The 19891-nt window shown below is 67.5% G+C and carries 17 protein-coding genes and 1 tRNA gene; 14 read left to right on the forward strand and 4 right to left on the reverse strand.

The features are described 5' to 3' along the window. Positions 1-196 precede the first annotated feature (196 nt). Genes FE263_RS05265 through FE263_RS05275 form a run of 3 tightly spaced genes read right to left on the reverse strand, consistent with a single transcriptional unit; the run spans position 197 to position 3462 of the window. A complete protein-coding gene (locus FE263_RS05265; RefSeq protein WP_138324825.1) occupies positions 197-1144 on the reverse strand; it encodes a carbohydrate kinase family protein in 948 nt (315 codons plus the stop codon). Beyond that, positions 1141-2328: an SIS domain-containing protein gene (locus FE263_RS05270; RefSeq protein ID WP_138324826.1), complete on the reverse strand. Its 1188-nt coding sequence runs from the start codon at positions 2326-2328 to the stop codon at positions 1141-1143. Before FE263_RS05270 ends, FE263_RS05265 begins: the two co-directional genes overlap by 4 nt. A gap of 15 nt (positions 2329-2343) precedes the next feature. Continuing rightward, the gene (locus FE263_RS05275) at positions 2344-3462 is read right to left on the reverse strand and encodes an SIS domain-containing protein (RefSeq protein ID WP_138324827.1); all 1119 of its coding nucleotides are present in this window, start codon (positions 3460-3462) and stop codon (positions 2344-2346) included. 262 nt (positions 3463-3724) lie between these two features. On the opposite strand from FE263_RS05275, the gene FE263_RS05280 reads away from it, so the two are divergent. From FE263_RS05280 to FE263_RS05345, 14 genes are all read left to right on the forward strand, one after another. Next, positions 3725-4498 (forward strand): DeoR/GlpR family DNA-binding transcription regulator, encoded by a 774-nt coding sequence (locus FE263_RS05280; RefSeq protein ID WP_138324828.1) that lies wholly within the window; start codon positions 3725-3727, stop codon positions 4496-4498. Between the two features lie 95 nt (positions 4499-4593). After that, positions 4594-6123: an ABC transporter substrate-binding protein gene (locus FE263_RS05285; RefSeq protein WP_171033945.1), complete on the forward strand. Its 1530-nt coding sequence runs from the start codon at positions 4594-4596 to the stop codon at positions 6121-6123. Continuing rightward, positions 6120-7121 carry an ABC transporter permease gene (locus FE263_RS05290; RefSeq protein WP_205880261.1) on the forward strand — a complete coding sequence of 334 codons (1002 nt, stop codon included), beginning with the start codon at positions 6120-6122 and terminating at the stop codon, positions 7119-7121. Before FE263_RS05285 ends, FE263_RS05290 begins: the two co-directional genes overlap by 4 nt. Beyond that, a complete protein-coding gene (locus FE263_RS05295) occupies positions 7118-7975 on the forward strand; it encodes an ABC transporter permease (protein ID WP_138324830.1) in 858 nt (285 codons plus the stop codon). The genes FE263_RS05290 and FE263_RS05295 overlap by 4 nt, the downstream gene beginning before the upstream one ends. Beyond that, positions 7972-8925: an ABC transporter ATP-binding protein gene (locus FE263_RS05300; protein WP_171033946.1), complete on the forward strand. Its 954-nt coding sequence runs from the start codon at positions 7972-7974 to the stop codon at positions 8923-8925. The genes FE263_RS05295 and FE263_RS05300 overlap by 4 nt, the downstream gene beginning before the upstream one ends. Continuing rightward, positions 8922-9890 carry an oligopeptide/dipeptide ABC transporter ATP-binding protein gene (locus tag FE263_RS05305; RefSeq protein ID WP_138324832.1) on the forward strand — a complete coding sequence of 323 codons (969 nt, stop codon included), beginning with the start codon at positions 8922-8924 and terminating at the stop codon, positions 9888-9890. The genes FE263_RS05300 and FE263_RS05305 overlap by 4 nt, the downstream gene beginning before the upstream one ends. 2 nt (positions 9891-9892) lie before the next feature. Beyond that, a complete protein-coding gene (locus FE263_RS05310) occupies positions 9893-10600 on the forward strand; it encodes an aspartate/glutamate racemase family protein (RefSeq protein WP_138324833.1) in 708 nt (235 codons plus the stop codon). Positions 10601-10635: 35 nt separating this feature from the next. Further along, positions 10636-12165 carry an amidohydrolase family protein gene (locus FE263_RS05315; RefSeq protein WP_138324834.1) on the forward strand — a complete coding sequence of 510 codons (1530 nt, stop codon included), beginning with the start codon at positions 10636-10638 and terminating at the stop codon, positions 12163-12165. 2 nt (positions 12166-12167) lie between these two features. Next, positions 12168-13052 carry a polysaccharide deacetylase family protein gene (locus FE263_RS05320; RefSeq protein ID WP_138324835.1) on the forward strand — a complete coding sequence of 295 codons (885 nt, stop codon included), beginning with the start codon at positions 12168-12170 and terminating at the stop codon, positions 13050-13052. Between the two features lie 276 nt (positions 13053-13328). Next, positions 13329-15749 (forward strand): TonB-dependent receptor, encoded by a 2421-nt coding sequence (locus FE263_RS05325; RefSeq protein WP_138324836.1) that lies wholly within the window; start codon positions 13329-13331, stop codon positions 15747-15749. Further along, positions 15749-16615, forward strand: coding sequence for an ABC transporter permease (locus FE263_RS05330; RefSeq protein ID WP_138324837.1), 867 nt, complete (start codon positions 15749-15751; stop codon positions 16613-16615). Before FE263_RS05325 ends, FE263_RS05330 begins: the two co-directional genes overlap by 1 nt. A gap of 8 nt (positions 16616-16623) precedes the next feature. Next, positions 16624-17403 carry an ABC transporter permease gene (locus tag FE263_RS05335; RefSeq protein WP_138324838.1) on the forward strand — a complete coding sequence of 260 codons (780 nt, stop codon included), beginning with the start codon at positions 16624-16626 and terminating at the stop codon, positions 17401-17403. A 1-nt stretch (position 17404) separates the two neighbouring features. Beyond that, positions 17405-18493, forward strand: a complete 1089-nt coding sequence (locus FE263_RS05340) for an ABC transporter ATP-binding protein (protein ID WP_138324839.1) — start codon at positions 17405-17407, stop codon at positions 18491-18493. Positions 18494-18509: 16 nt separating this feature from the next. Then, positions 18510-19718, forward strand: a complete 1209-nt coding sequence (locus tag FE263_RS05345) for an ABC transporter substrate-binding protein (protein ID WP_171033947.1) — start codon at positions 18510-18512, stop codon at positions 19716-19718. A 96-nt stretch (positions 19719-19814) separates the two neighbouring features. Here FE263_RS05345 and FE263_RS05350 read toward each other — a convergent pair. Beyond that, positions 19815-19891, reverse strand: a tRNA-Met gene (locus FE263_RS05350).

Here is a 19891-nt window from a genome sequence, read left to right on the forward strand (position 1 = left end):
CGTGGAGCACGCGATGACCGACGACAACCCGGCCTACAAGAGCAGGATGTTCGCCGCCCGCCCCGAGGGGCCACGATATCGCACCCGGGCGAACCCGATCCTACGCGGCCAAGCCAGAGGCGACGGCGCGCTGCACGTCCGGCATGTCGCCTTCCCGGTCCGTACCGGCGCCCTCCAATCGGCCCCGAAGCTTTGTCTATTCCGTGTACGCAACGCTTTGCATGAGCTTGTCCCGGCGTCCGGAGAAGAGCCGTGGATCTGCAGCCTGCAGCCCGGCTATGCCGAAATCGCTGATCGCGAAGGACGCCGCCGTGGCGCCGGAGGCCGACGCGCGCACCAGATCGTCCGGAACCTGCACCAGCGAAGCCACGAACGCCGAACAGAACGCATCGCCACCGCCGGTGGTGTCGACCAGATCGACCGGGCAGGCCGGCATCAGCACGTCGCGATCGGTCAGCCGGTCATGGGTCAGGCTGCCCTGCGCGCCCATCTTGATCACGATACGACCGGGCCCGAGTTTAGCAAACTGCCGCGCTGCACGCGGCGCGTCGACATGGCCGAGCAGGCGTCGCACCTCGTCGAGGCTGGGCATGAACAGATCGACCTGCGCCACCAGGTCCAGGATCTCATCGACATGGCCGTCGATGTATTCTTCCTGCGGATCCAGCGCGAGCAACGCCTGCCCCTGGCGGCGTAGTCCGGCGACCAGATCGCGCTGGGCTTGCAGCGTCATCGCCAGGATCATGAACGCCTCCGCTGCCCGGAAGCTCTCCGGTATGTCGGATGCATAAGGCGACAACACATCGAAATCGTCCTCGGACGACAACAGCTCCACTTCGCGCTGGTCGTAGGTCCGGTAGACGATCCGGTTATGCAGCGTCGGCCGCGAACGGCGGGGCAGGCCGGCCTCGGCAAACCCGGCCGCCAGGATCGCATGCTGCATGGCCTGCGGCAGATCGCAGCCGACCGGCGCCAGCATCTGCGTCTCCGGCAACACCAGCCTGGCTCCCAGCGCGCCGAACAAGGCGTCGCCGCCGGTGCAACCCGGATGCGACGAGCCGTCCGGATGCACCATGTCGTCGATCGACAGATTGCCGCAGCACACCAGCCGGGGCGGCGGCGGCACCACGCCGTCGCCGCTCACTCCGGTTGAGCCGGAATAGTCGTCCCGGCGCGGATGAATTTCTCCATCGCGGCGTGATAGGCGAAAAGCTGCAGCGGCAGGGTGAAGGTGAACGCGGCAAGGCTCTCCGGCACCGCGCCCAACCGGATCACCCGATCGCAGAACGGGTCGAGTGCTGCCTGCTCGCCCGTCACCACGCCATAGACGCGGCCACGCCAGCGCTGTCCCTCGAAGGCGGTGTCGCGGGCCCGCGCGACGGACGGCCCATCCGGCGCCAGCACGAACAGCGGATCATCCGGTTTCAGCGAGTTGTAGTGGTGGAACTCCTCGAGCGGGATCGCCATGGCATGATCCGGCGAGCATTCCTTCATCTTCACCGCGCCGAACAGCGCCGAGGCGTAGGCCGGTCCACCGCCGGCATAGAGATACATGCCGCGATCGGCCTCGATACGCGCCAGTTCCGCCATCACCGGGTCAAGGGCCGCAAGCGCGTCGGCCATCTGCCGCGGCAACCGGTCCAGGGCTGCCTGCAGGGCCGGCGCCCCCGGCACGCCGCGCAACATGCCGACCCGGATCGCCAGCCGGCACAGCATCGCCATCGCAGCCGTGCTGGACTGGGTCGGCCAGCCCTTGCGCTCTGCATGCACCAGCAGCCCATGAGTGGAGTGCGTCATCAGCGCGGAGCCGGGCGTGTTGCTGAGGGCCAGCGTTCGTGCCCCCAGCGCGTTCGCCACCAGCGCGGCCTCCACCGTACGGGTGGTCGTGCCGCTGGAGCTCAACGTCACCACCAGCGTCTCCGGCCCGAGATCGCGATTGTGGTAATAGGCGAAGTCGAGCGCCTGCATCGGCTCGCACACCACGCCCAGCATCTCCTCGAGCAGCAGCCGCGTGCCGATCATCACCGCCAGCGAATCGCCGCATCCGGTCAGCACCACCCGGCGAATGGCGCGGCCGGCGAGATCCCGCGCCACCGCCTCGATCGCCCCGGCCTCGCGGGTCAAGGTGTTGGTGATCGCTTCGGGTTGCGCGAACATCTCCGTCCGGGTCAGCATCACCCGGCGCAGCCGCTTCGGATCCCGCGGATCGTCGGTCGGCAGCGAGGCCATCAGTTGCGCCTCCTTCTCGAACAGGCCGGCGATGAGCGCCCGGGCGTGGTCGTCGAGCGGCGACGTGTCCGCCAGCAGCGGCGTGAGGGGCGTGGTCATGGCAGGTTCCGGGCTCTAGGAGGCAGGCGCCAGCTCGCACCGCCGGCTGAGCAACTGGGCGGCGAGGAAACGCGCGGGATCGCCCTTGTCCTGGCTCATGTTCGGATTGCCGCCGAGCGCGATCGATAGGTGATAGGCCAGGAGCTGCAGTGGAATCGCCTGTGCTATCGGCGCCAGGGCCGTCGGGATCGCCGGCAACCGGATACGGTGGCTCGCGGACTTCACCTCGTGGCCGCTGGTCTCGACCGATACGGTGCGCATGCCGGCTTCGCGCAGCGCCGAGGCGGTATTCCCGGCCAGATGCGCGGACTCGGCCGAGCCTGCCAGCAACACCACCACTTCGCCGGCATTCGCCGACCAGAACTGGCTATGCGCGTATTCCTCGATCTCCGCGCCCCAGACCGGTCCGTCATACAGCTTGACCAGCTTGGCGGCACCGTATTCCGCGGTGCCCCAGTCGCTGCCAGCCCCGAGCACGCGGATGCCGGCCAGCCCCTGGTCGGCCAGATTGGCGGCGACCGCCTGGGTGCGCCGATTGGCTTCTGCCAGCAACGCCGGCAGGCCCGTTACGAGGAAGTCGGCGACCGCCGCGTCCAGCGCCTGCGCGCGAGCGCCCAGTGCGCCCTCGAGCAGGAACATCAGCGCCAGCACGGTGGCGCTGTAGCGGGCCGTGCCGGTCAGGAAGGCGGCGACATCGGGAACGTGCAGCGAAGCCACGGTGGAGGCGATGGCGCCGAGCGGACCGCCATCCTCGTTGGTCAGCGCCACGCAGGTGCCCCCCGCCGCCTCGATGGCCTGCGCCGCGGCATTGGTGCGATCGACGCTGCCGGACATCGAGATGGCGATGCCGCGATCGGCCGCGGTGAGCCGTGCGGACGCCAGCACCATGCCGAGGCTGGTCACCGCCTGCGGAACCACGCGCGATGCGCCATCCCAGGCCAGGCAGGTGGCACGCGCCGCGGTCCAGCCATCGCCGCAGCCGAACACGAACAGCCGGCCGCCTGCGTCCGGGCGCAGCCGATCGCTGCCGACTGCCCTGAAATGGTCGGCGCGCGCGAACAGGGTGGTGAGCACCGCCTCCTGCCGCATGATGTCGGCAAGCATCGGCAGGTCGCGGAACAGCTCGGTTGTCATGGTGCCCCTGTTCGACGCTACGGCAAAAACAGCAACCCGACTGTGCGAGCCGCCCCGGGACGCGACAAGGAATATCTTCGAAAAATACGGTCAGGAAGGTTTTCGCAAGGCGTAGAGCCCTGTTGGACTCCCACGACCGGATGCGTTTGGCGACCGGCGCATGGGAGCCAAAAAGACTTCCAGCTCCGATGCACAAGGTCCTGCTGCTTGTTCACCTTCGGAAAAGATGGAAAGCTCTCGAAAGCAGCAGGAAGCAACGCCCATGGCCGCGTTCGGCGCCGTCAATCGACAGAAAGAAATCGTCGACCGGCTGCGCATCGACGGCAAGGTCAGCGTCGTCGCCCTCTCCGAAGATCTGGGCGTTTCGGTGGTGACGATCCGCAACGATCTCGACGTGCTGGAGCGCCAGCAGATGCTTCGGCGGCTGCGCGGCGGTGCGATCGCGGTCCGTCCGGCCCGGTTCCAGCGCTCGCTGCACCCGCTCCACAACGCCTTCGAGGACGAGAAGGCGAGGATCGGCGAACTGGCCGCCAGCCTGGTGCGCGATGGCGAGACCATCATCATCGATGCCGGCAGCACCACGCTGGCCCTGGCCCGGGCCCTGCCGATGGCGCTGCAGGACGTCGCGGTGGTGACCCCGGCGCTCGATGTGGCCCTGGAGCTGGAGCGGCATCTGGGGGTGAAGGTGGTGGTCACCGGGGGCACCTTCGCCAAGCCGCAGCGCTGCCTCATCTCGCCGTTTGCCACCACCCTGTTGCGCCAGATCAATGCCGATGTCGCCTTCGTTGCCTGTTCCGGGGTCGATGCAGGAAAGGGCTTCACCACCCAGAGCTGGGAAGAGGCGGAGGTCAAGCATGCGATCGTCGCCGCCGCTTCCCGCGTCGTGTTCCTGGCTGATCGCGGCAAGATCGGTCATGTCGCCACCGCAAAGATCATGGACATCAGGGACGCGGAACTGCTGATCACGGATAGCGACGCCGATCCGGCCAGCCTGAGGCCGTTGGAGCAGGCCGGCCTGAACATCATCCAGGCTTGAGGAATTCGGAATACACGAACTTTCGATGTTTTTCGTTGATCTGCGGATCGAAAGCCTTGAGCCTGCCGGGTGATGCAGCTCCGGGGAGATGGTGCGTGTTGCCTCCTGCTCTGCCGGTCCGGTCCGGCCCCATCACCCGGCGCAGCTTCAACGCCACCCTGGCGGCGGCGGCCCTGTTGCCACGCCCGACGGCGGCCGCTTCCATCGCTCCGGTGGTGATCACCTCCGACGAGGACGTGACCACCCTCGACCCGCATCTGATCCGCAACAACCACCCGATCGGCAGCCTGATCTGGTCGCTGTTCGACAGCCTGGTGCGCCGCCGCCCGGACGGCACCCACGAGCCGCGGCTGGCAACCGGCTGGAGCCAGGTTTCGCCGACCGTCTGGCACTTCACCCTGCGCCCCGGCGTCACCTTCCATGACGGCGAAAGGCTGGACGCCGCCGGGGTGGTGTTCAACTTCAACCGCATGAACCAGGCGCCCTGGAACGGCGAATGCCAGCTCTGGCAGCAGAGCGGACTGGTGGCATGCGCGGCGCTGGATCCGCTCACCGTAGCGCTGACCACTGCGGCCCCGTCATCCACGTTGCTCTACTGGCTGGAGGAGGCCTTCATCGGCCCCACCGCCTATCTTCGCGACACCGCGCCCGAGCTGGTCGGCAGCCACCCGATCGGGTCCGGCCCATACCTGTTCGTGTCGTGGCAACGCGGCTCGCAAGTCACCTTGCGGGCCAATCCCGCCTACTGGGGCGGCGCGCCGCCGATCCGCGACGTTGTCTTCCGCGCCGTGCCGGAGCTCTCCGCCCGGCTAGACGAGCTGAAAGGCGGCAGCATCGACCTGCTGACCGGCCTCGACCCAGACTCCGCGGCGCTCGCAGTCTCGCCGGTGTCGGGGGTCCGGCAGGTGCGCGGCCTCCGCAAGATGCATGTGGGCATCGCCCAGCATGGCATCGCGCCGCTGCGCGACCGGCTGGTCCGCCAGGCGCTCAACCACGCCGTCGACGTGCAGCTCATGGTCGACACCCTGCAGCGTGGCACCACCACGCGGCTGCTGTCGGTCATCAACCCGCCCAACAACGATCCCGCCCTGCAGCCGTTCGCCTATGATCCGCAGCAGGCCCGGGCCTTGCTGCACCAGAGCGGCCATGCCGGCTTCGCCGTCGAGCTCGCCTTCGACGGCCGCTACGCCGATGCCCAGGAGACCTGCGAGGCGGTCGGCAGCTTCCTCGAGGCCGTCGGGCTGCATCCGGTCCTCAAGGCCTACGAGAGCGGCCACTTCGCCGAGACGTTGCGCGCGCGCGGCTTTCCCGGTCTGTACTTCTACGGCTTTGCCGCGCAGATCGAGCCGCTGGTGGAACTGGTCGTCTTCACCGGCAGCGCCATCGACAATGCCAGCGGCTACGACAATCCGGCTGTCGATGCGGTCATGCGACAGGCGGCGGACGTGACCGACGCCGACGCCCGGGCGGCCCTGGTCAGGCAGGCCGAAGGCATGATCTGGAACGACGCACCCTGGATCTACCTTTGGTACCTGCCGGCGCTCTACGGATCGAGCCATCGCCTCGAGTACACGCCGCGACCGGACGACTATGTCGAGATCTACCGGGCACGGCTGGCCGCGTGAGCGACACGACACTCCCGTCGCTGAAGCCATCGCCGCGCCGGGCAACCTCGCCGCTACGGTCCCGGGCGTTGCGGGCCCGCGTGTCGCACGCGCTGGCGGTGCTGTTCGGGGTGAGCCTGCTGACCTTCCTGGTCGCGCATGCGACCGGCGATCCGGTCACCCTGTTGCTGCCGGCCAATGCCCCGGAAGCGACGCGGATCGCACTGGCGCATCATCTCGGCCTCGACCAGCCTCTGCCGGTGCAGTACGGGCTGTTCCTGCTGCATGCGCTGCAGGGCGATTTCGGCCGCTCCTTCCTCTACGGGCAGCCGGTCGCGCCGCTGGTGCTGCAGACCCTGCCGGCAACCCTGGAACTTGCCGCGGCGGCCTTCTGCATCGCCCTGCTGGTCGGGTTGCCGCTCGGCGTGCTGTCTGCATCGCGTGGCGGAGTTGCCAGTGCGGCGCTGCAGCTTCTGTCGATGCTGGGCCTGGCGATGCCGGCATTCTGGCTCGGACTGATGCTGGTGCTGGTGTTCGCGGTGCAACTGCACCTGCTGCCGGTCGACAGCTCCGGCGGCGTATCGCATCTGGTACTGCCGGCGCTGACGCTGTCGCTGCTGAGCCTGGCACGGATCAGCCGGCTGGTGCGCTCCGGCATGCAGGAGATCCTGGACCGCGACTTCATCCGCACCGCCCGCGCGCGCGGACTGCCGGAATGGCGCGTGGTGTGGGTGCATGGCCTGCGCAACGTGCTGGTGCCGGTCGTCACCATGGCCGGCATGGAGCTGGGCGACCTGCTTTCGTCGGCGGTGGTGGTCGAGGTGGTGTTCGCCTGGCCCGGCATCGGCCGGCTCTCGGTCGAGGCGCTGGGTGCGCGCGACTTCCCGCTGCTGCAGGGCACCGTGTTCATCGCCGGGCTGGGCTTCGTGCTGATCAACCTGCTGGCCGACATCCTCTGTGCCCGGATCGATCCACGCATAGCCAGCGGCGCCACCTCCTCCGGGAGCATCGCGCCATGAGCCGCCTTTCGAGCAGCCCCCGCATATCAAGTGGATTGGGCGTCGCCGGCGCGGCCCTGCTGGCCGTCGCGGTGCTGGTCGCCCTGGCCGCCCCGCTGATCGCCCCCTGGCCACCGATGCAGATCGACCTGCGCGCCCGCTTCACCCCGCCGGCCTGGGAGGCGCATGGCGTCCTCCGCCATCTGCTCGGTACCGACAATCTCGGCCGCGACATCGCCTCGCGGATCGTCTGGGGAGCGCGGATCTCGCTCGGCGTCGGCGTCGCGGCGTCCCTGCTCGGTGCCGCGATCGGCGGCACGCTCGGGCTGTGCGCCGGGTACTTCGGTCGCGGGGTCGATGCGGCAATCTCCTGGCTGATCGACGTGCAGCTCGCCTTCCCCTTCACCCTGTTCGCGCTGTTCCTGCTGGCGGTGTTCGGCGGCGGCCCCGGGCCGGTGGTGGTGGTGCTGGCCCTGGCCACCTGGGTGAACTATGCCCGCGTGGTGCGCGCCCAGGTGATGGCGCTGCGTGGCCAGGACTTCATCCTCGCCGCCCGCGCGGTGGGCGTGCCATCCGGCCGGATCCTGCTGCGCTACCTGCTGCCGGCGGTGGCGCCCGCCATGGTGGTGGTGGGCAGCTTTTCCGCAGCCCAGGCCATCCTGACCCAGGCTGCCCTCAGCTTCCTCGGCGTCGGCGTCGATCCCTCCAGCCCGTCCTGGGGCGCGATGCTCGATCTCGGCCGCAGCTACATCCTGAGTGCCTGGTGGATGGCCACCTTCCCCGGCGTGACCATCGCGCTGGTGGTGCTGGGCGCCAACCTGCTGGGTGACTGGCTGCGGGAATGGCTCGACCCGCTGGCGGTGTCCCGCCGATGAGCACGCACCTGGTTGACGTGTCCGGACTGGATGTCCGCTTCGGCGCCACCCATGCGGTGCGCGACTTCTCGCTTGCCGTGGCGCAGGGGGAGTCCGTCGGCCTGGTTGGCGAGTCTGGCTCCGGCAAGAGCGCCGCCCTGCTGGCGCTGCTGGGACTGCATCCGGAAGCGCGCGTCCAGGTCAGCGCCCGGACGCTGCGGGTTGGCGGCACCGACCTGCTGTCCGCCACCGGGCCGCAGCTTCGCGACCTGCGCGGCGGTGTCGCCGGGCTGATCTTCCAGGACCCGCTGGCCGCGCTCAATCCGCTGCTGACGGTCGGCGCGCAGGTGAGCGAGGTGCTGCGCCGGCATCGCCGCCTGCCGGCCCGCGCCGCCCGGCAGGAAGCCGCCGCCCTGCTCGCCCTGGTCGGCATCACCGACGCACAGGCCCGGCTGGGGCACTATCCCCACGAATTCTCCGGCGGCATGCGCCAGCGGGTGATGATCGCCACCGCCCTCGCCGGCCAGCCGCGCCTGCTGCTGGCTGACGAGCCGACCACCGCGCTGGATGTGTCAGTGCAATCCGAGATCGTGCGGCTGATCCTGCGGCTGCGCGCGGAACGCGGCATGGGGCTGCTCTGGGTGACGCACGACCTGGCCCTGATGGCCGGCATCGTCGACCGGGTGGTGGTGATGTATGCCGGCCGGGTGATGGAGACCGCGCCGGTCGATGCGCTCTATGGCCGGCCCCGCCATCCCTACACCCAGACCCTGCTGGCCAGCCTGCCCCGGCTTGACCGCCCGCACCGGCCCCGTGCGGCGCTGCCCGCCGAGGCCACCGCGCCCGGCCACGGCGCCCAGACCGGTTGTCCGTTCGCACCGCGCTGCCCGCGTCGCTTCTCCGCCTGCGACACGCTGCCGCCGCTCTTCACCGACGGCGCCACGCAGGCCGCCTGCTGGCTGCTGGCATGACGGGCGCGGCCCCGCTCGCGGAAATGGCCGGAGTCAGCGTTCGCTATCGACGCGCCGGCCGCCTCAGCCACGGCCTGATCGCCATCGATCTGCAACTGGCCGCCAATGCCACCGTCGCCGTGGTCGGCGAGTCCGGCTGCGGCAAGAGCACGCTCGGCCGTGTGCTGCTGCATCTGCAGCAGCCCAGCGAAGGTGCGGTGCGCTTCCGCGGCGAGGACCTGACCTTGCTCAAGCGCGCCGAATTGCGCCGGCGCCGCCGGGCGATGCAGATGATCTTCCAGGACCCCTTCGCGTCGCTGAACGCCCGCATGACCATCGGCGAGACGCTGGCCGAACCGCTGGTGGTGCATGGCCTGGCGCGGTGGCGCGACGCCAGGCCGCGTGTCGCCGCCATGCTGGAGCGGGTCGGACTCGAGCCCGGGGTGGCCGCGCGCTACCCGCACGAATTCTCCGGCGGCCAGCGCCAGCGCATCGCCATCGCCCGTGCCGTGATCGCGGAACCGGAGCTGGTGGTGGCGGACGAGCCGCTGTCCGCCCTCGACATGACGGTGCAGGGCCAGATCGTGTCGCTGCTGGCCTCGCTGCAGGAGACGCTGTCGCTGACCTACCTGTTCATCAGTCACGACCTTCCCCTGGTGCGCGAATTCGCCGGCCGCGTGGTGGTGATGATCGCCGGCCGCATCGTCGAGGACGGGCCTCCGGACGCCGTTTTCGCCACCCCGGCGCACCCCTACACAAAGCTGCTGGTGTCCTGCGTGCCGGTTCCCGACCCGGCCCAGGAACGCGCACGCCAGGCCGCTGCGGGAAACACATCAACCATTGCGGCAGCCGAAGCCCCGGATCACGCCGCCTGCCCATTCCGCTCCCGTTGTCCGCACGCCATGCCGATCTGCGCCACCATGCCGCCGTTCCGGCATGTCGCTCCCGATCGGCAAGCTGCGTGCTGGCTACATGAAAGTTCCTGACCATGCGCATCGCCCTGCTCAACCCGAACACCACCGAGGTCTTCACGGTGCGCCTGGGCGAAGCCTGCCGGGCGATCGCGGCACCCGGCACGGTGGTGATCGCGCGCGCCCCCGCGGTCGGCACGCCGTCGGTGGAATGCCACACCGATGAGGCGATCGCGACCATCGGGTTGATGCAGCTGGCCCGCGAGGAGGAAGCGCTCGGCACGGATGCCTACGTGATCGCATGCTTTGGCGACACCGGCATCGATGCGGTGCGCGAGATCGCGGGTGGCCCGGTGGTCGGCATGACCGAAGCGGCGCTGCAGGCGGCGAGCACGGTTGCCGCCTTCTTCTCGGTGGTGACGCTGCCGCCGCGCACCATCGTGCAGGCGGAGCGTGTGGTGCGGCATCTCGGGCTGTCGCATCGCTGCCGCAAGGTTCGCGCCATCGATGTGCTGGTCGATGATTGCGTCGATCTCGACGAGACCCTGCTGGCGGCGATGATCGCGGAGTCCCGCGCGGCTCTGGCTCAGGATGGCGCGGAGGCGATCGTGCTCGGTTGCGCCGGCCTGTCCGCGCTGGTCGGCCCGATGACGCAGGCCCTGGGCGTGCCCGTCATCGATGGCGTCGGCGTTGCCATGAAGATCGCCGAGGGGCTGGTCGCGAACGGCCTGCGCACCAGCAAGCATTGCTCCTGGGCGACGCCGCCGCGCCATCCCGCGGCCTGATCTCCCCGCTTCCCGCCACCCGAGGATCCGGCCCGATGCAGACCCTGTTCCGCCACGCGACCTTGCGCTCCTTCGCACCCGGCAGGCCCATCGTCGAACCGGCCGATATCCTGGTGGACGGCGCGGTCATCGCCGCGATCGCCCCCGCCGGCAGCCTGGTCCCGGATACGCGCACCGAGGTGATCGAGGCGGCGGGCAAGCTGGTGATGCCGGGACTGGTCAACGGCCATTTCCATTCCCCCGTGAACCACCTGAAGGGTTCGCTCGACAGCCTGCCGCTCGAGATCTTCATGCTCTATGAGAGCCCGGGCCTGCCGGGGCTGATGGCCTCGCCACGCTGGGCCTATGTGCGCACGCTGCTGGCCGCCGCCGAGATGCTGAAGACCGGCACCACGGCGGTGCAGGACGACGCCTTCCTGGTGCCGTTCCCGACCACGGACGTGATCGACGCCATCCTGCAGGCCTATGCCGATATCGGAATTCGGGCCCGCGTCGCGCTGGACCAGTCGGACCTGCCCGAGATCGGCAAGCTGCCCTTCCTCGGTGACCTGGTGCCCCCGGCAATGCGCCGCAGCCTCGAAGCTCCCGCGGGCGCGCAGGCCGGGCAACTGCTCGACAGCTACCGGCATCTGCTGGAGCGCTGGCATGGTGCCTGCGACGGACGCCTGCTGGCCGCGACCTCCTGCTCGGCGCCGCAGCGCGTCAGCGACAACTATGTCGGCGCCTTGCTCGACCTGTCGCGCGCGCATGACCTGCCGTTCTATGTCCACATCCTGGAAACCCGGACGCAACGTGTCCTCGGCCAGCAGCGTGGGCGCTCGCTGTTGCAGGAGGCGAACGCCCGCGGACTGCTCTCGGAGCGCAGCAACGTCATCCATGCCGTCTGGATGGACGACGCCGATCTCGACACCATTGCCGCCTCCGGCTCGGCCGTCGCGCACAACCCGATCAGCAACCTGCGGCTGGGCAGCGGGGTGATGCCGTTCCGCCGCCTGCGCGACCGTGGCATCCCGATCTGCCTCGGCACCGACGAGGCGATCGCCGACGACAGCGTCAACATGTGGTCTGTCGCCAAGATGGCCGGCCTGATCCACAATATCGGCAACCCGGATTACGAGACGTGGCCGCGCGCGCACGAGGTGCTGGATTGCCTCATCACGGGCGGCGCACGCGCCATGCGCCAGCAGGACCGGATCGGCGCGATCGCACCAGGCATGCAGGCCGACCTGGTGCTGATCGATCTCGACACCCTGGCCTTCACCCCGTTGAACGATCTCGACCGGCAACTGGTCTATTGCGAGAACGGCGGCTCGGTGCGGCTGACCATGGTCGCCGGCCGGGTGGTGATGCGCGACGGCGTGCTGACCGGCATCGACGAGACGGCGATCCGCGCCGAGGCCAGGGCTCTTGCGCGCGAACAGGACGGCGCCGCGCAGACCGCCAGGGAGGCCGCCCCCTGGCTGCCGCATTATCGCGAAATGTATCTCCGCGCCGCACGCACCGATGTCGGCATGACGCGCTGGGTTTCCGAAGATGACGACACCGACGCCGCATACAGGAGCTGAGCATGCCTGATCATCACGGACGATATGCCTATCGCGCCATCACCGGGCGGCCGGACTATTACTGGCCGGGCGGCAAGCGCCTCGCGGTGTATGTCGCACTTGGCGTGGAATGCTACGCGTTCGGCGAAGGCATGGTCGAGAACCTGGTGCCGGGTGGCGCCGCCGCGCATGACGTGCTGAATGCGTCCTGGCGCGAGTACGGCAACCGTGTTGGTGCCTGGCGCATCCTGGACGGCATGAACCGGCTTGGCCTGCCCCTGACCATCCTGATGAACAGCGCGGTGTATCAGGAGGCCCCGTCCCTCGCCGCCGCGTTCCGCACGAGCGGCTGCGAGATCGTGGCGCACGGCCGCTCCAACTCCGACACCATGGCAGGCATGAGCGAAGCCGAGGAGCGGGCCTATATCGGCGGCGTCACCGAAACCATCCGCGCCGCCGAGGGCAAGCCGCCGGCTGGCTGGGCGAGCCCGTGGATTGCCGAGACGCCGACCACGCCGGACACCCTGCAGGAAGCCGGTTATCGCTACCTGCTGGACTGGTGCATGGACGACCAGCCCATCTGGCTGAACACGCGCGGCGGCCGCCTGCTCTCGGTGCCGTACAGCCAGGAGATCAACGACAGCTCCACCATCATCGGCCGCATGGCGAGCGCCACCACCTTCGCCGACATGATCGTCGACCAGTTCGAGCAGCTCCGGGCCGACTCAGACGGTCAGCCGCTGGTGATGAGCGTGATCCTGCACAGCTTCATCGCCGGCCAGCCGTTCCGGCTGCGACCGATCCTGAAGGCGCTGGCGCATATCGCTGCAACACGGGACGCGCTCTGGCTGACCACCCCCGGGGCGATCGCCGACCAGATGTACGCCGATCCAGCCCTGGCCGCATAAGATCGGGCTTCCATTGGCCCGATGCAGGAAACCGATCGAAAGCCGAACCACAATCCGGAAGGCCGACTGGAACCTGGCCAAAAGAAAGCCTGCACTGATTATACGCAAGGAATCGCCCAAACTCTTCGGCGTTTCCGTCAAACGCCTCTCCCAGGGTCAGCTTTTCGGGTCCCGGTATAAAATTGCATCAGTTGCTTCGCCTGCTTTCGAAAGCCTTGCATTGAAAGAGAAAAGGAAGGCTGTTGTAGTCGGCCACGCACCGTAACGGAGGGTGATGTGGCTGGTCTTTCCAAGACACTCGGCGTGTTCGGGCCGGTCATGTTGCTGGCCATTCCAACCTCCGGGCCCGCGTCGGCCCAGACCGCTGCCACACCCCCCGCCCAGACCCAGCCGGCGGGGCCGGCGGGACGCGGGGCGCCGAACCATGCGACCCCGCCGGGTAAGACCAAGGCGGGCGCTGCGCAACCATCGCAGCTCGAGGAGATCGTCGTCACCTCGAACAAGCGGCGGCAGAACTCGCGCAAGATCGCAGGCAGCATCGGCGTCATCAGCGGCAAGGAACTGATCGACCATCACGTCGAGAGCTACGAGGACATCACCCGGGTGCTGCCGGGCGTGTCGTTTGCTTCTCATAACGGCCCCGGCCAGGACAACATCTCGATCCGCGGCGTCAGCTCGACCGTGGGCAACCCGACAGTCGGGATCTACATCGATGAAGTCCCGATCATTACCCAGAACGGCTACGAGGGTGCTGCCCAGCCGCGCATCCTCGACCTCGACCGCGTCGAGGTGCTGCGCGGACCGCAAGGAACCCTGTACGGTGCCAGTTCCGAGGGGGGAACCATCCGCTTTATCACCAACCAACCAAATCTCGACAAATTCAGCGCGATCATCAACTCCGACGTCTCCGGCACGGTGCATGGCGGCCCCAATTCCGACCAGCAGTTCGCCGTCAACCTGCCGGTCATCCCCGACAAGTTCGCGCTGCGCATCTCCGGAGAGTTGCTCGACAACAGCGGCTGGATCAACAACGAGAGCCTCGCCGGCAACCTGGTCAAGAGCGGCACCAACTACGAGCGCACCGGCGCCGTCCGGGTCACCGGGTTGATCCAGCTCGCGCCGGATTTCAGCCTGACGCCGTCGTTCTTCTACCAGAACCTGTTCACCGGAGATTCACCGAATTTCTTCGAGAACCTCGGCACCTACAACCAGAACAAGCAGGTCCGGGAATTCATCAAGGACGAGATCTATATCCCGAGCCTGACCATCCACAAGGGTATAGGCAACTTTGCCGATCTCACCTCGATCACCAGCTATTTCCAGCGTGATGTCGATCGTCAGGCGGACGGCACCTATTTCAACAGCACCGCGCTGTCGCAGTTCTACCTCGACCCGTCCTATCCGCAATACCAGCCGCAGAACGACTCCATCCTCGGCAACTCGCCCTCACCGGTGCTGTTCCAGGATCACTTCCAGACCATCACGCAGGAGGTCCGGCTGGCCTCGAAAGCCGACCAGCGTCTGCGTTGGGTACTCGGGTTTTTCTACTCAGACCAGCAATGGACCCACTTCGACTACGAGACGATTTCCGACTACGACCAGGAGTTCCAGAACATCTACGGCTTCAACATCAACCAGTCGGTGCTTGGCAGCCCGGGCAATCCAGGGCTGTGGAACAACAACCTGGTCTGGCAGGTCTATGACCATAACGACATCACCCAGTACGCCGGCTTCGGCCAGATCGACTATGACCTGACGCCGCGCCTGCATCTGAGCGCCGGCGAGCGCTATGTCTATGCGCACGAGACCTTCAGCGAGGTCGGCGGCGGCTTCTTCGACCTTGGCGGCGCCGGCACCATGGGCTCGCCGTATCGCCAGTCCGCATCGTTCTCGGCCCCCACGCCGAAATTCTCCGCCACATACGACCTGTCGGTGCACACAAGCGTCTACAGCACGATCGCCAAGGGCTTCCGCCTTGGCGGCGCCACCACGCCCAATACCAACGTATCCTGCGTGGCCGGCCTGAACCAGCTTGGCTTCAACAACGCGCCCAATACCTATGGCTCCGACCAGCTCTGGAGCTACGAGGCCGGGCTGAAGTCGCTGCTTCTGCACAACACGCTGTCGATCAACGTCGCCGGCTACTACATCGACTGGTCGCGGATCCAGCAGACCATCACCATTCCGATCTGCGGCGGCGCGTTCAACTACAATGTCGGCAATGCGGAAGCCTATGGCGGCGAAATCGAGACCCGCTACCGTCCGCCCGCCATCCCCGGCCTGACGCTCGGCGTCAATGCCGGTGCCGAGCACGCCAGCATCACCAGCACGATCAACGCGCAGACCGCAGCGGTCGGCGAGAACGTGCTGTTCACCCCGACCTGGAGCGCCTCGGCGATCGCCGACTACTATCACGATCTCAGTGCCGCGGTGACCGGCTTCATCAAGGCGGACTATGACTGGGTCGGCCCGTCCAACGGCAGCTTCACCGTTACCGATCCAAACTTCCATGATCCGGCCTATGGCGTTCTGAATGCCAGCGTCGGCGTGGATTTTCGGGGCTGGGAGGCCTCGCTGTACGCGCAGAACCTGCTCGACAACAAGATCATCATCCAGCGCCCGATCATCAATTCGGTCACCGAGGCCTATACACTCCGCCCGGCGACGATCGGGGTCCACCTGACCAAACGGTTCTGATGGTGCGCGCTCCCGGGCGATCCGACGGCGCTGTCGCCCAGACCGGCCTGCTCGCCGCCGGATGGGGAGTGGCGGTGCTCCTGCCGCTTCTCTCCGGCCTGCTGCTCGCCATCATGCAGCATCGAGGCCTGCATCTGCGATGGGGCTTCAGTCTCGCGGCCTACCGCGACCTCGTTGCAACCGGCCGCATCGGCGTGGTGCTCGACACTGCCTGGATGGCGGCCCTGGTCAGCGTCCTCTGCCTGGTATTCGGCTTTCCGCTGGCGCTCTGGCTGGCTCGCGACGCCCGCTCCGGGTTCGCCATGCAACTGGTCTGGCTGTGCCTGACGGTGCCGTTCTTTCTCGATCCCTCGGCACGCGGGCTCGCACTCCGGCTGATGCTGTCCGCAGGGGGGCCGGTGAACAGCGTCCTGCTGCATCTGCATCTGGTGCACCAACCCGTGCGGTGGCTGCTGTTCAGCGACTTCGCCGTGATGATCGGGTTGCTCGGCCCGAATTTCCCCAACATGATCTGGCCGATCTATCTGTCGCTGACGCTGATCGACCCAGCCCTGTTCGACGCCAGCCGTGATCTCGGCGCCAGCCCATCGCAGACCCTGCGGCTGATGATCCTGCCGCTGGCACTGCCCGGCATCCTGGCCGGCGTGATCATGACCTTCATTCCGGCTCTCGGCGACAACGTGGTGCCGGATCTGCTTGGTGGCGGACGCACGGAATACATCGCGGATTCCGTAATGGCCTTGTCCACGTCCATGAACTATGCCGGTGCGTCGGCGCTCGCCACGGTGGTTTTCGCACTGCTTGGCCTGCTGCTGCTGCCCTTCTTCACCTTGCGCCGGATGCTGGCGCGACCGGCAACCGCGTGAGCCGCGCCATGGCCACCTTGCGGTTTGTGCTGCTCTCGGGGTCCGCCGGCATCCTGCTGCTCATCTATGTGCCGGTCCTGTGGCTGGCGCTGCTGTCGGTCGGCGCCGAACCGCTCTCCGGCCTTCCGGGCGGGTTCACCACCGTCTGGTATCTTGCCCTTGCCAGCAACCGGAACTGGGTGCAGCCCGCGATCAGCTCGATCGAGATCGCGCTCTGCGTCGCCTTGCTCTGCATGCTGGCAGCACTCGCCGCCGGACGCGGACTGCCGCGGATGCGCCGGGCACGGGTCCCGATCACGCTCGCCTTCCTGCTGCCGCTCGGGATACCCGGCACCGTCACCGGGCTGATGCTGTTCGCCGGATATCGCTTCGTGCTCGGGATCCACATGGGCTTCTGGTCGCTGGTGCTGTCGCACTTCGTCTGGGCGTTCCCGTTCGCGCTGATCAGCATGCTGGTTGTCACCAGCCGCTTCGATCACGGCCTGCTCGATGCCGCCGCCGATCTCGGCGCCTCGCCGCGCCAGCGCTTCTGGCAGATCGAGTGCCCGTTGCTGATGCCGGGCCTGGTCGGCGCCGGACTGTTCGGCTTCCTGCTGTCCTTCACCGAACTACCGCGCAGCATCTTCGTCAGCGGTGCGATCCAGACCCTACCTTTGTTCAACTGGGCAGAGGCCTCCACCCAGAGCAGCCAGGTGCCGCTGATCTTCTGCCTGAACACCCTGCTGACCGTGCTCAGCACTGCGGCCTCGGTCGCGATGATCGGGCTGCTTGGCCGGACGACACGCTGATATGGATCAGACGACCCCCTCTCCTGCCCTGCAGGTCGAGCGGCTGTCCCACGCCTATGGCCAGGTGACCGCGCTCGACGCCGTCGAGCTTGCCGTCGATCGCGGCGAGCTGCTGACCATCGTCGGGCCGAGCGGCTCGGGAAAGACCAGCCTGCTGCGCATCCTGGCAGGCTTCGAGACGCCCAATCGCGGCGGTCGGCTGCGCATCGGCGGCAAGGACATGCTCGACCTGCCGCCCGATCGACGCCCGGTTGCGACCGTGTTCCAGCACTACGCGCTGTTCCCGCATCTAAGCGTCGGCGAGAATGTCGAATACGGCCTGCGGGTGCGCGGTGTCTCCCGGCCGCAGCGTCGGGCGCGGGCGGCGGAAGCGCTGGAGATCATGCGGCTACCCGGCCGGGAGGCGCGTCGGATCGGTCAGCTCAGCGGCGGCGAGCGCCAGCGCGTGGCCTTCGCCCGGGCCCTGGTCACCGAACCTGACATCCTGCTGCTGGACGAGCCGATGGGCGCGCTGGACGAGCCGCTGCGCCGCGCACTGGAAGCCGAGATCCGTGGGTTGCAGCGGACGCTCGGCACCACCGTCATCCAGGTCACGCATGGGCGCGAGGAAGCGCTGGCGATGAGCGACCGGCTGGTTGTGCTGAGGGCCGGCCGGGTGGAGCAGGACGCAACGCCGCGGACCGTCTTCGAGCGACCGGTCACTCGTTTTGTCGCGGGCTTCATGGGCCTTACCAACCAGATGACCGGCCGTATCGTGTCCGCGGGCAACGGACAGGTAAGCATCGAAACCGCATCGGGCCGCTTCGATGGTCAATGGAGCGGCGCGGCGCCGGCGCGGCCCGGCACTCACGGGTTCCTGGCGGTGCATCCGGAGAAGCTCCGTCTCGACCCGGATGGCGCCTGCAGCAACCAGTTGGAGGGCCGCGTCGTACAGGCTTTCTACCAGGGCCTCGGCAGCCGGATCGAACTCGAGACGGAGTTCGGTGTGTTCATCGCGATCTCCGGCTGCAACGAATCGCTCGGCGGCACCATCAACCGCTTCGGCTGGACCGCCGGCGATTGCGTCATCGGAAACCTCGACGCGACGTGAAAGGATGATCCATTTAATGCAGGACCCGTTCTCCCACACCAGCCTGGGCCGCGTGACGCCGCTCCGGCGGCGCCAGTTCCTGCGCAATGGCGCGTTGGCGCTGACCGCCTTGTCCGACGGCGTCGCGCTGCCCGGCCGGCGTTTCTGGGCCCAGGCGGCGACGCCGGATAATGTTGTGCGTGTGCTGGGCGTGTCGACCGGAGCATTGGCTGACTGGAGCAATTTCGAGAAGGCCACCGGGCTGAAGATGGAATGGACCCCGGCGTCGGACGATGTCGGTTTGTTCCTGCATGACATGATCGCGGGCGATGCAGGCGAGCGCTACGATATCGTCACCTGCCTGAGCGGCAGCTATGCGCCTCTGGCCGACCAGGACCTGCTGATGCCGATCGATCTGAGCCGGCTGAATCACTGGACCAGCCTGCCGGGCTTTGTTTCCGGCGTCACGCCAAAGGCGCCGGGCGCGAACAGGGCCTGGGGCGTGCCGTACCATATGAACGCCGACAGCTTCCTGTATGCGCCCAAACGCCTGGGGCTACCGGATGCGCCGGCGGAGATTTCCTGGAAGCTGATCTACGACGATCCGCGCACCAGGGGAAAGGTGGCGATCGACAACGAGATCTATGCACTGATCTGCGCCTCGATCTACGTCAAGGCACACAAGCTGGCTGAGATCGGCGACCTCGCGAACATGACCGCAAGCGAATGCCATTCGGTCGCCGAGTTCCTGATCGAGCGCAAACGGGCCGGCCAGTTCCGCACCACCTACAAGTCCTTCGACGAGCAGTTGCAGTTGCTGGTGGGCGGGGAGGTGATCGCGGAAACCGGCTGGGAGCCGGTAGCGCACGAGGCGCAACGGCGTCACGACGACGTCGCCTACGCCTACACTGTCGAAGGTTACGACAAATGGGCGCAGAACCTGATGGTTCCAGCCCAGGTTGCCAGCCGCAACGGCAGTGACAAAGTATATGCTACGATCGACTGGATGCTGGGTGGCGCATATGCAGCCGAGTTATCGACCCGGGAAGGCTACATGACGCCGCGGCTCGATCTTGGTCTTACCTATGCCCAGGAGCAGGGATGGAGTGCCGAGCGCATCGCGCTGATCCGGCAGGTGATCGACAAGGGCACCGCCAAGCTGTCGAAGCCGTTGTTCTGGGACCCCGGGTATTTCACCAACTTCGCCAGCTACCAGACCGAAATGGCCCGGTTCCGCAACGCCTGAAAGGCGTCGTGAATGTCCGAGCGGAGTGGCGACGGAGGGTATGAATCCACAACGGAAAACTCCCCGGGACAAGCGCCCTGGGGAGTAAACGATCGGTGGTTGCGGGGACAGGATTTGAACCTGTGACCTTCAGGTTATGAGCCTGACGAGCTACCGGGCTGCTCCACCCCGCG

The organism is Lichenicoccus roseus (assembly GCF_005844085.1).
GTDB classification, from domain to species: domain Bacteria; phylum Pseudomonadota; class Alphaproteobacteria; order Acetobacterales; family Acetobacteraceae; genus Lichenicoccus; species Lichenicoccus roseus.

Bases quoted from the DNA above. Each gene is read 5' to 3' on its own strand.
- FE263_RS05305 (WP_138324832.1), top strand. From the start codon at position 8,922: ATGACGGGCGCGGCCCCGCTCGCGGAAATGGCCGGAGTCAGCGTTCGC.
- FE263_RS05315 (WP_138324834.1), top strand. From the start codon at position 10,636: ATGCAGACCCTGTTCCGCCACGCGACCTTGCGCTCCTTCGCACCCGGC.
- FE263_RS05310 (WP_138324833.1), top strand. From the start codon at position 9,893: ATGCGCATCGCCCTGCTCAACCCGAACACCACCGAGGTCTTCACGGTG.
- FE263_RS05280 (WP_138324828.1), top strand. From the start codon at position 3,725: ATGGCCGCGTTCGGCGCCGTCAATCGACAGAAAGAAATCGTCGACCGG.
- FE263_RS05320 (WP_138324835.1), top strand. From the start codon at position 12,168: ATGCCTGATCATCACGGACGATATGCCTATCGCGCCATCACCGGGCGG.
- FE263_RS05335 (WP_138324838.1), top strand. From the start codon at position 16,624: ATGGCCACCTTGCGGTTTGTGCTGCTCTCGGGGTCCGCCGGCATCCTG.
- FE263_RS05295 (WP_138324830.1), top strand. From the start codon at position 7,118: ATGAGCCGCCTTTCGAGCAGCCCCCGCATATCAAGTGGATTGGGCGTC.
- FE263_RS05345 (WP_171033947.1), top strand. From the start codon at position 18,510: ATGCAGGACCCGTTCTCCCACACCAGCCTGGGCCGCGTGACGCCGCTC.
- FE263_RS05270 (WP_138324826.1), bottom strand. From the start codon at position 2,328: ATGACCACGCCCCTCACGCCGCTGCTGGCGGACACGTCGCCGCTCGAC.
- FE263_RS05330 (WP_138324837.1), top strand. From the start codon at position 15,749: ATGGTGCGCGCTCCCGGGCGATCCGACGGCGCTGTCGCCCAGACCGGC.
- FE263_RS05340 (WP_138324839.1), top strand. From the start codon at position 17,405: ATGGATCAGACGACCCCCTCTCCTGCCCTGCAGGTCGAGCGGCTGTCC.
- FE263_RS05300 (WP_171033946.1), top strand. From the start codon at position 7,972: ATGAGCACGCACCTGGTTGACGTGTCCGGACTGGATGTCCGCTTCGGC.
- FE263_RS05275 (WP_138324827.1), bottom strand. From the start codon at position 3,462: ATGACAACCGAGCTGTTCCGCGACCTGCCGATGCTTGCCGACATCATG.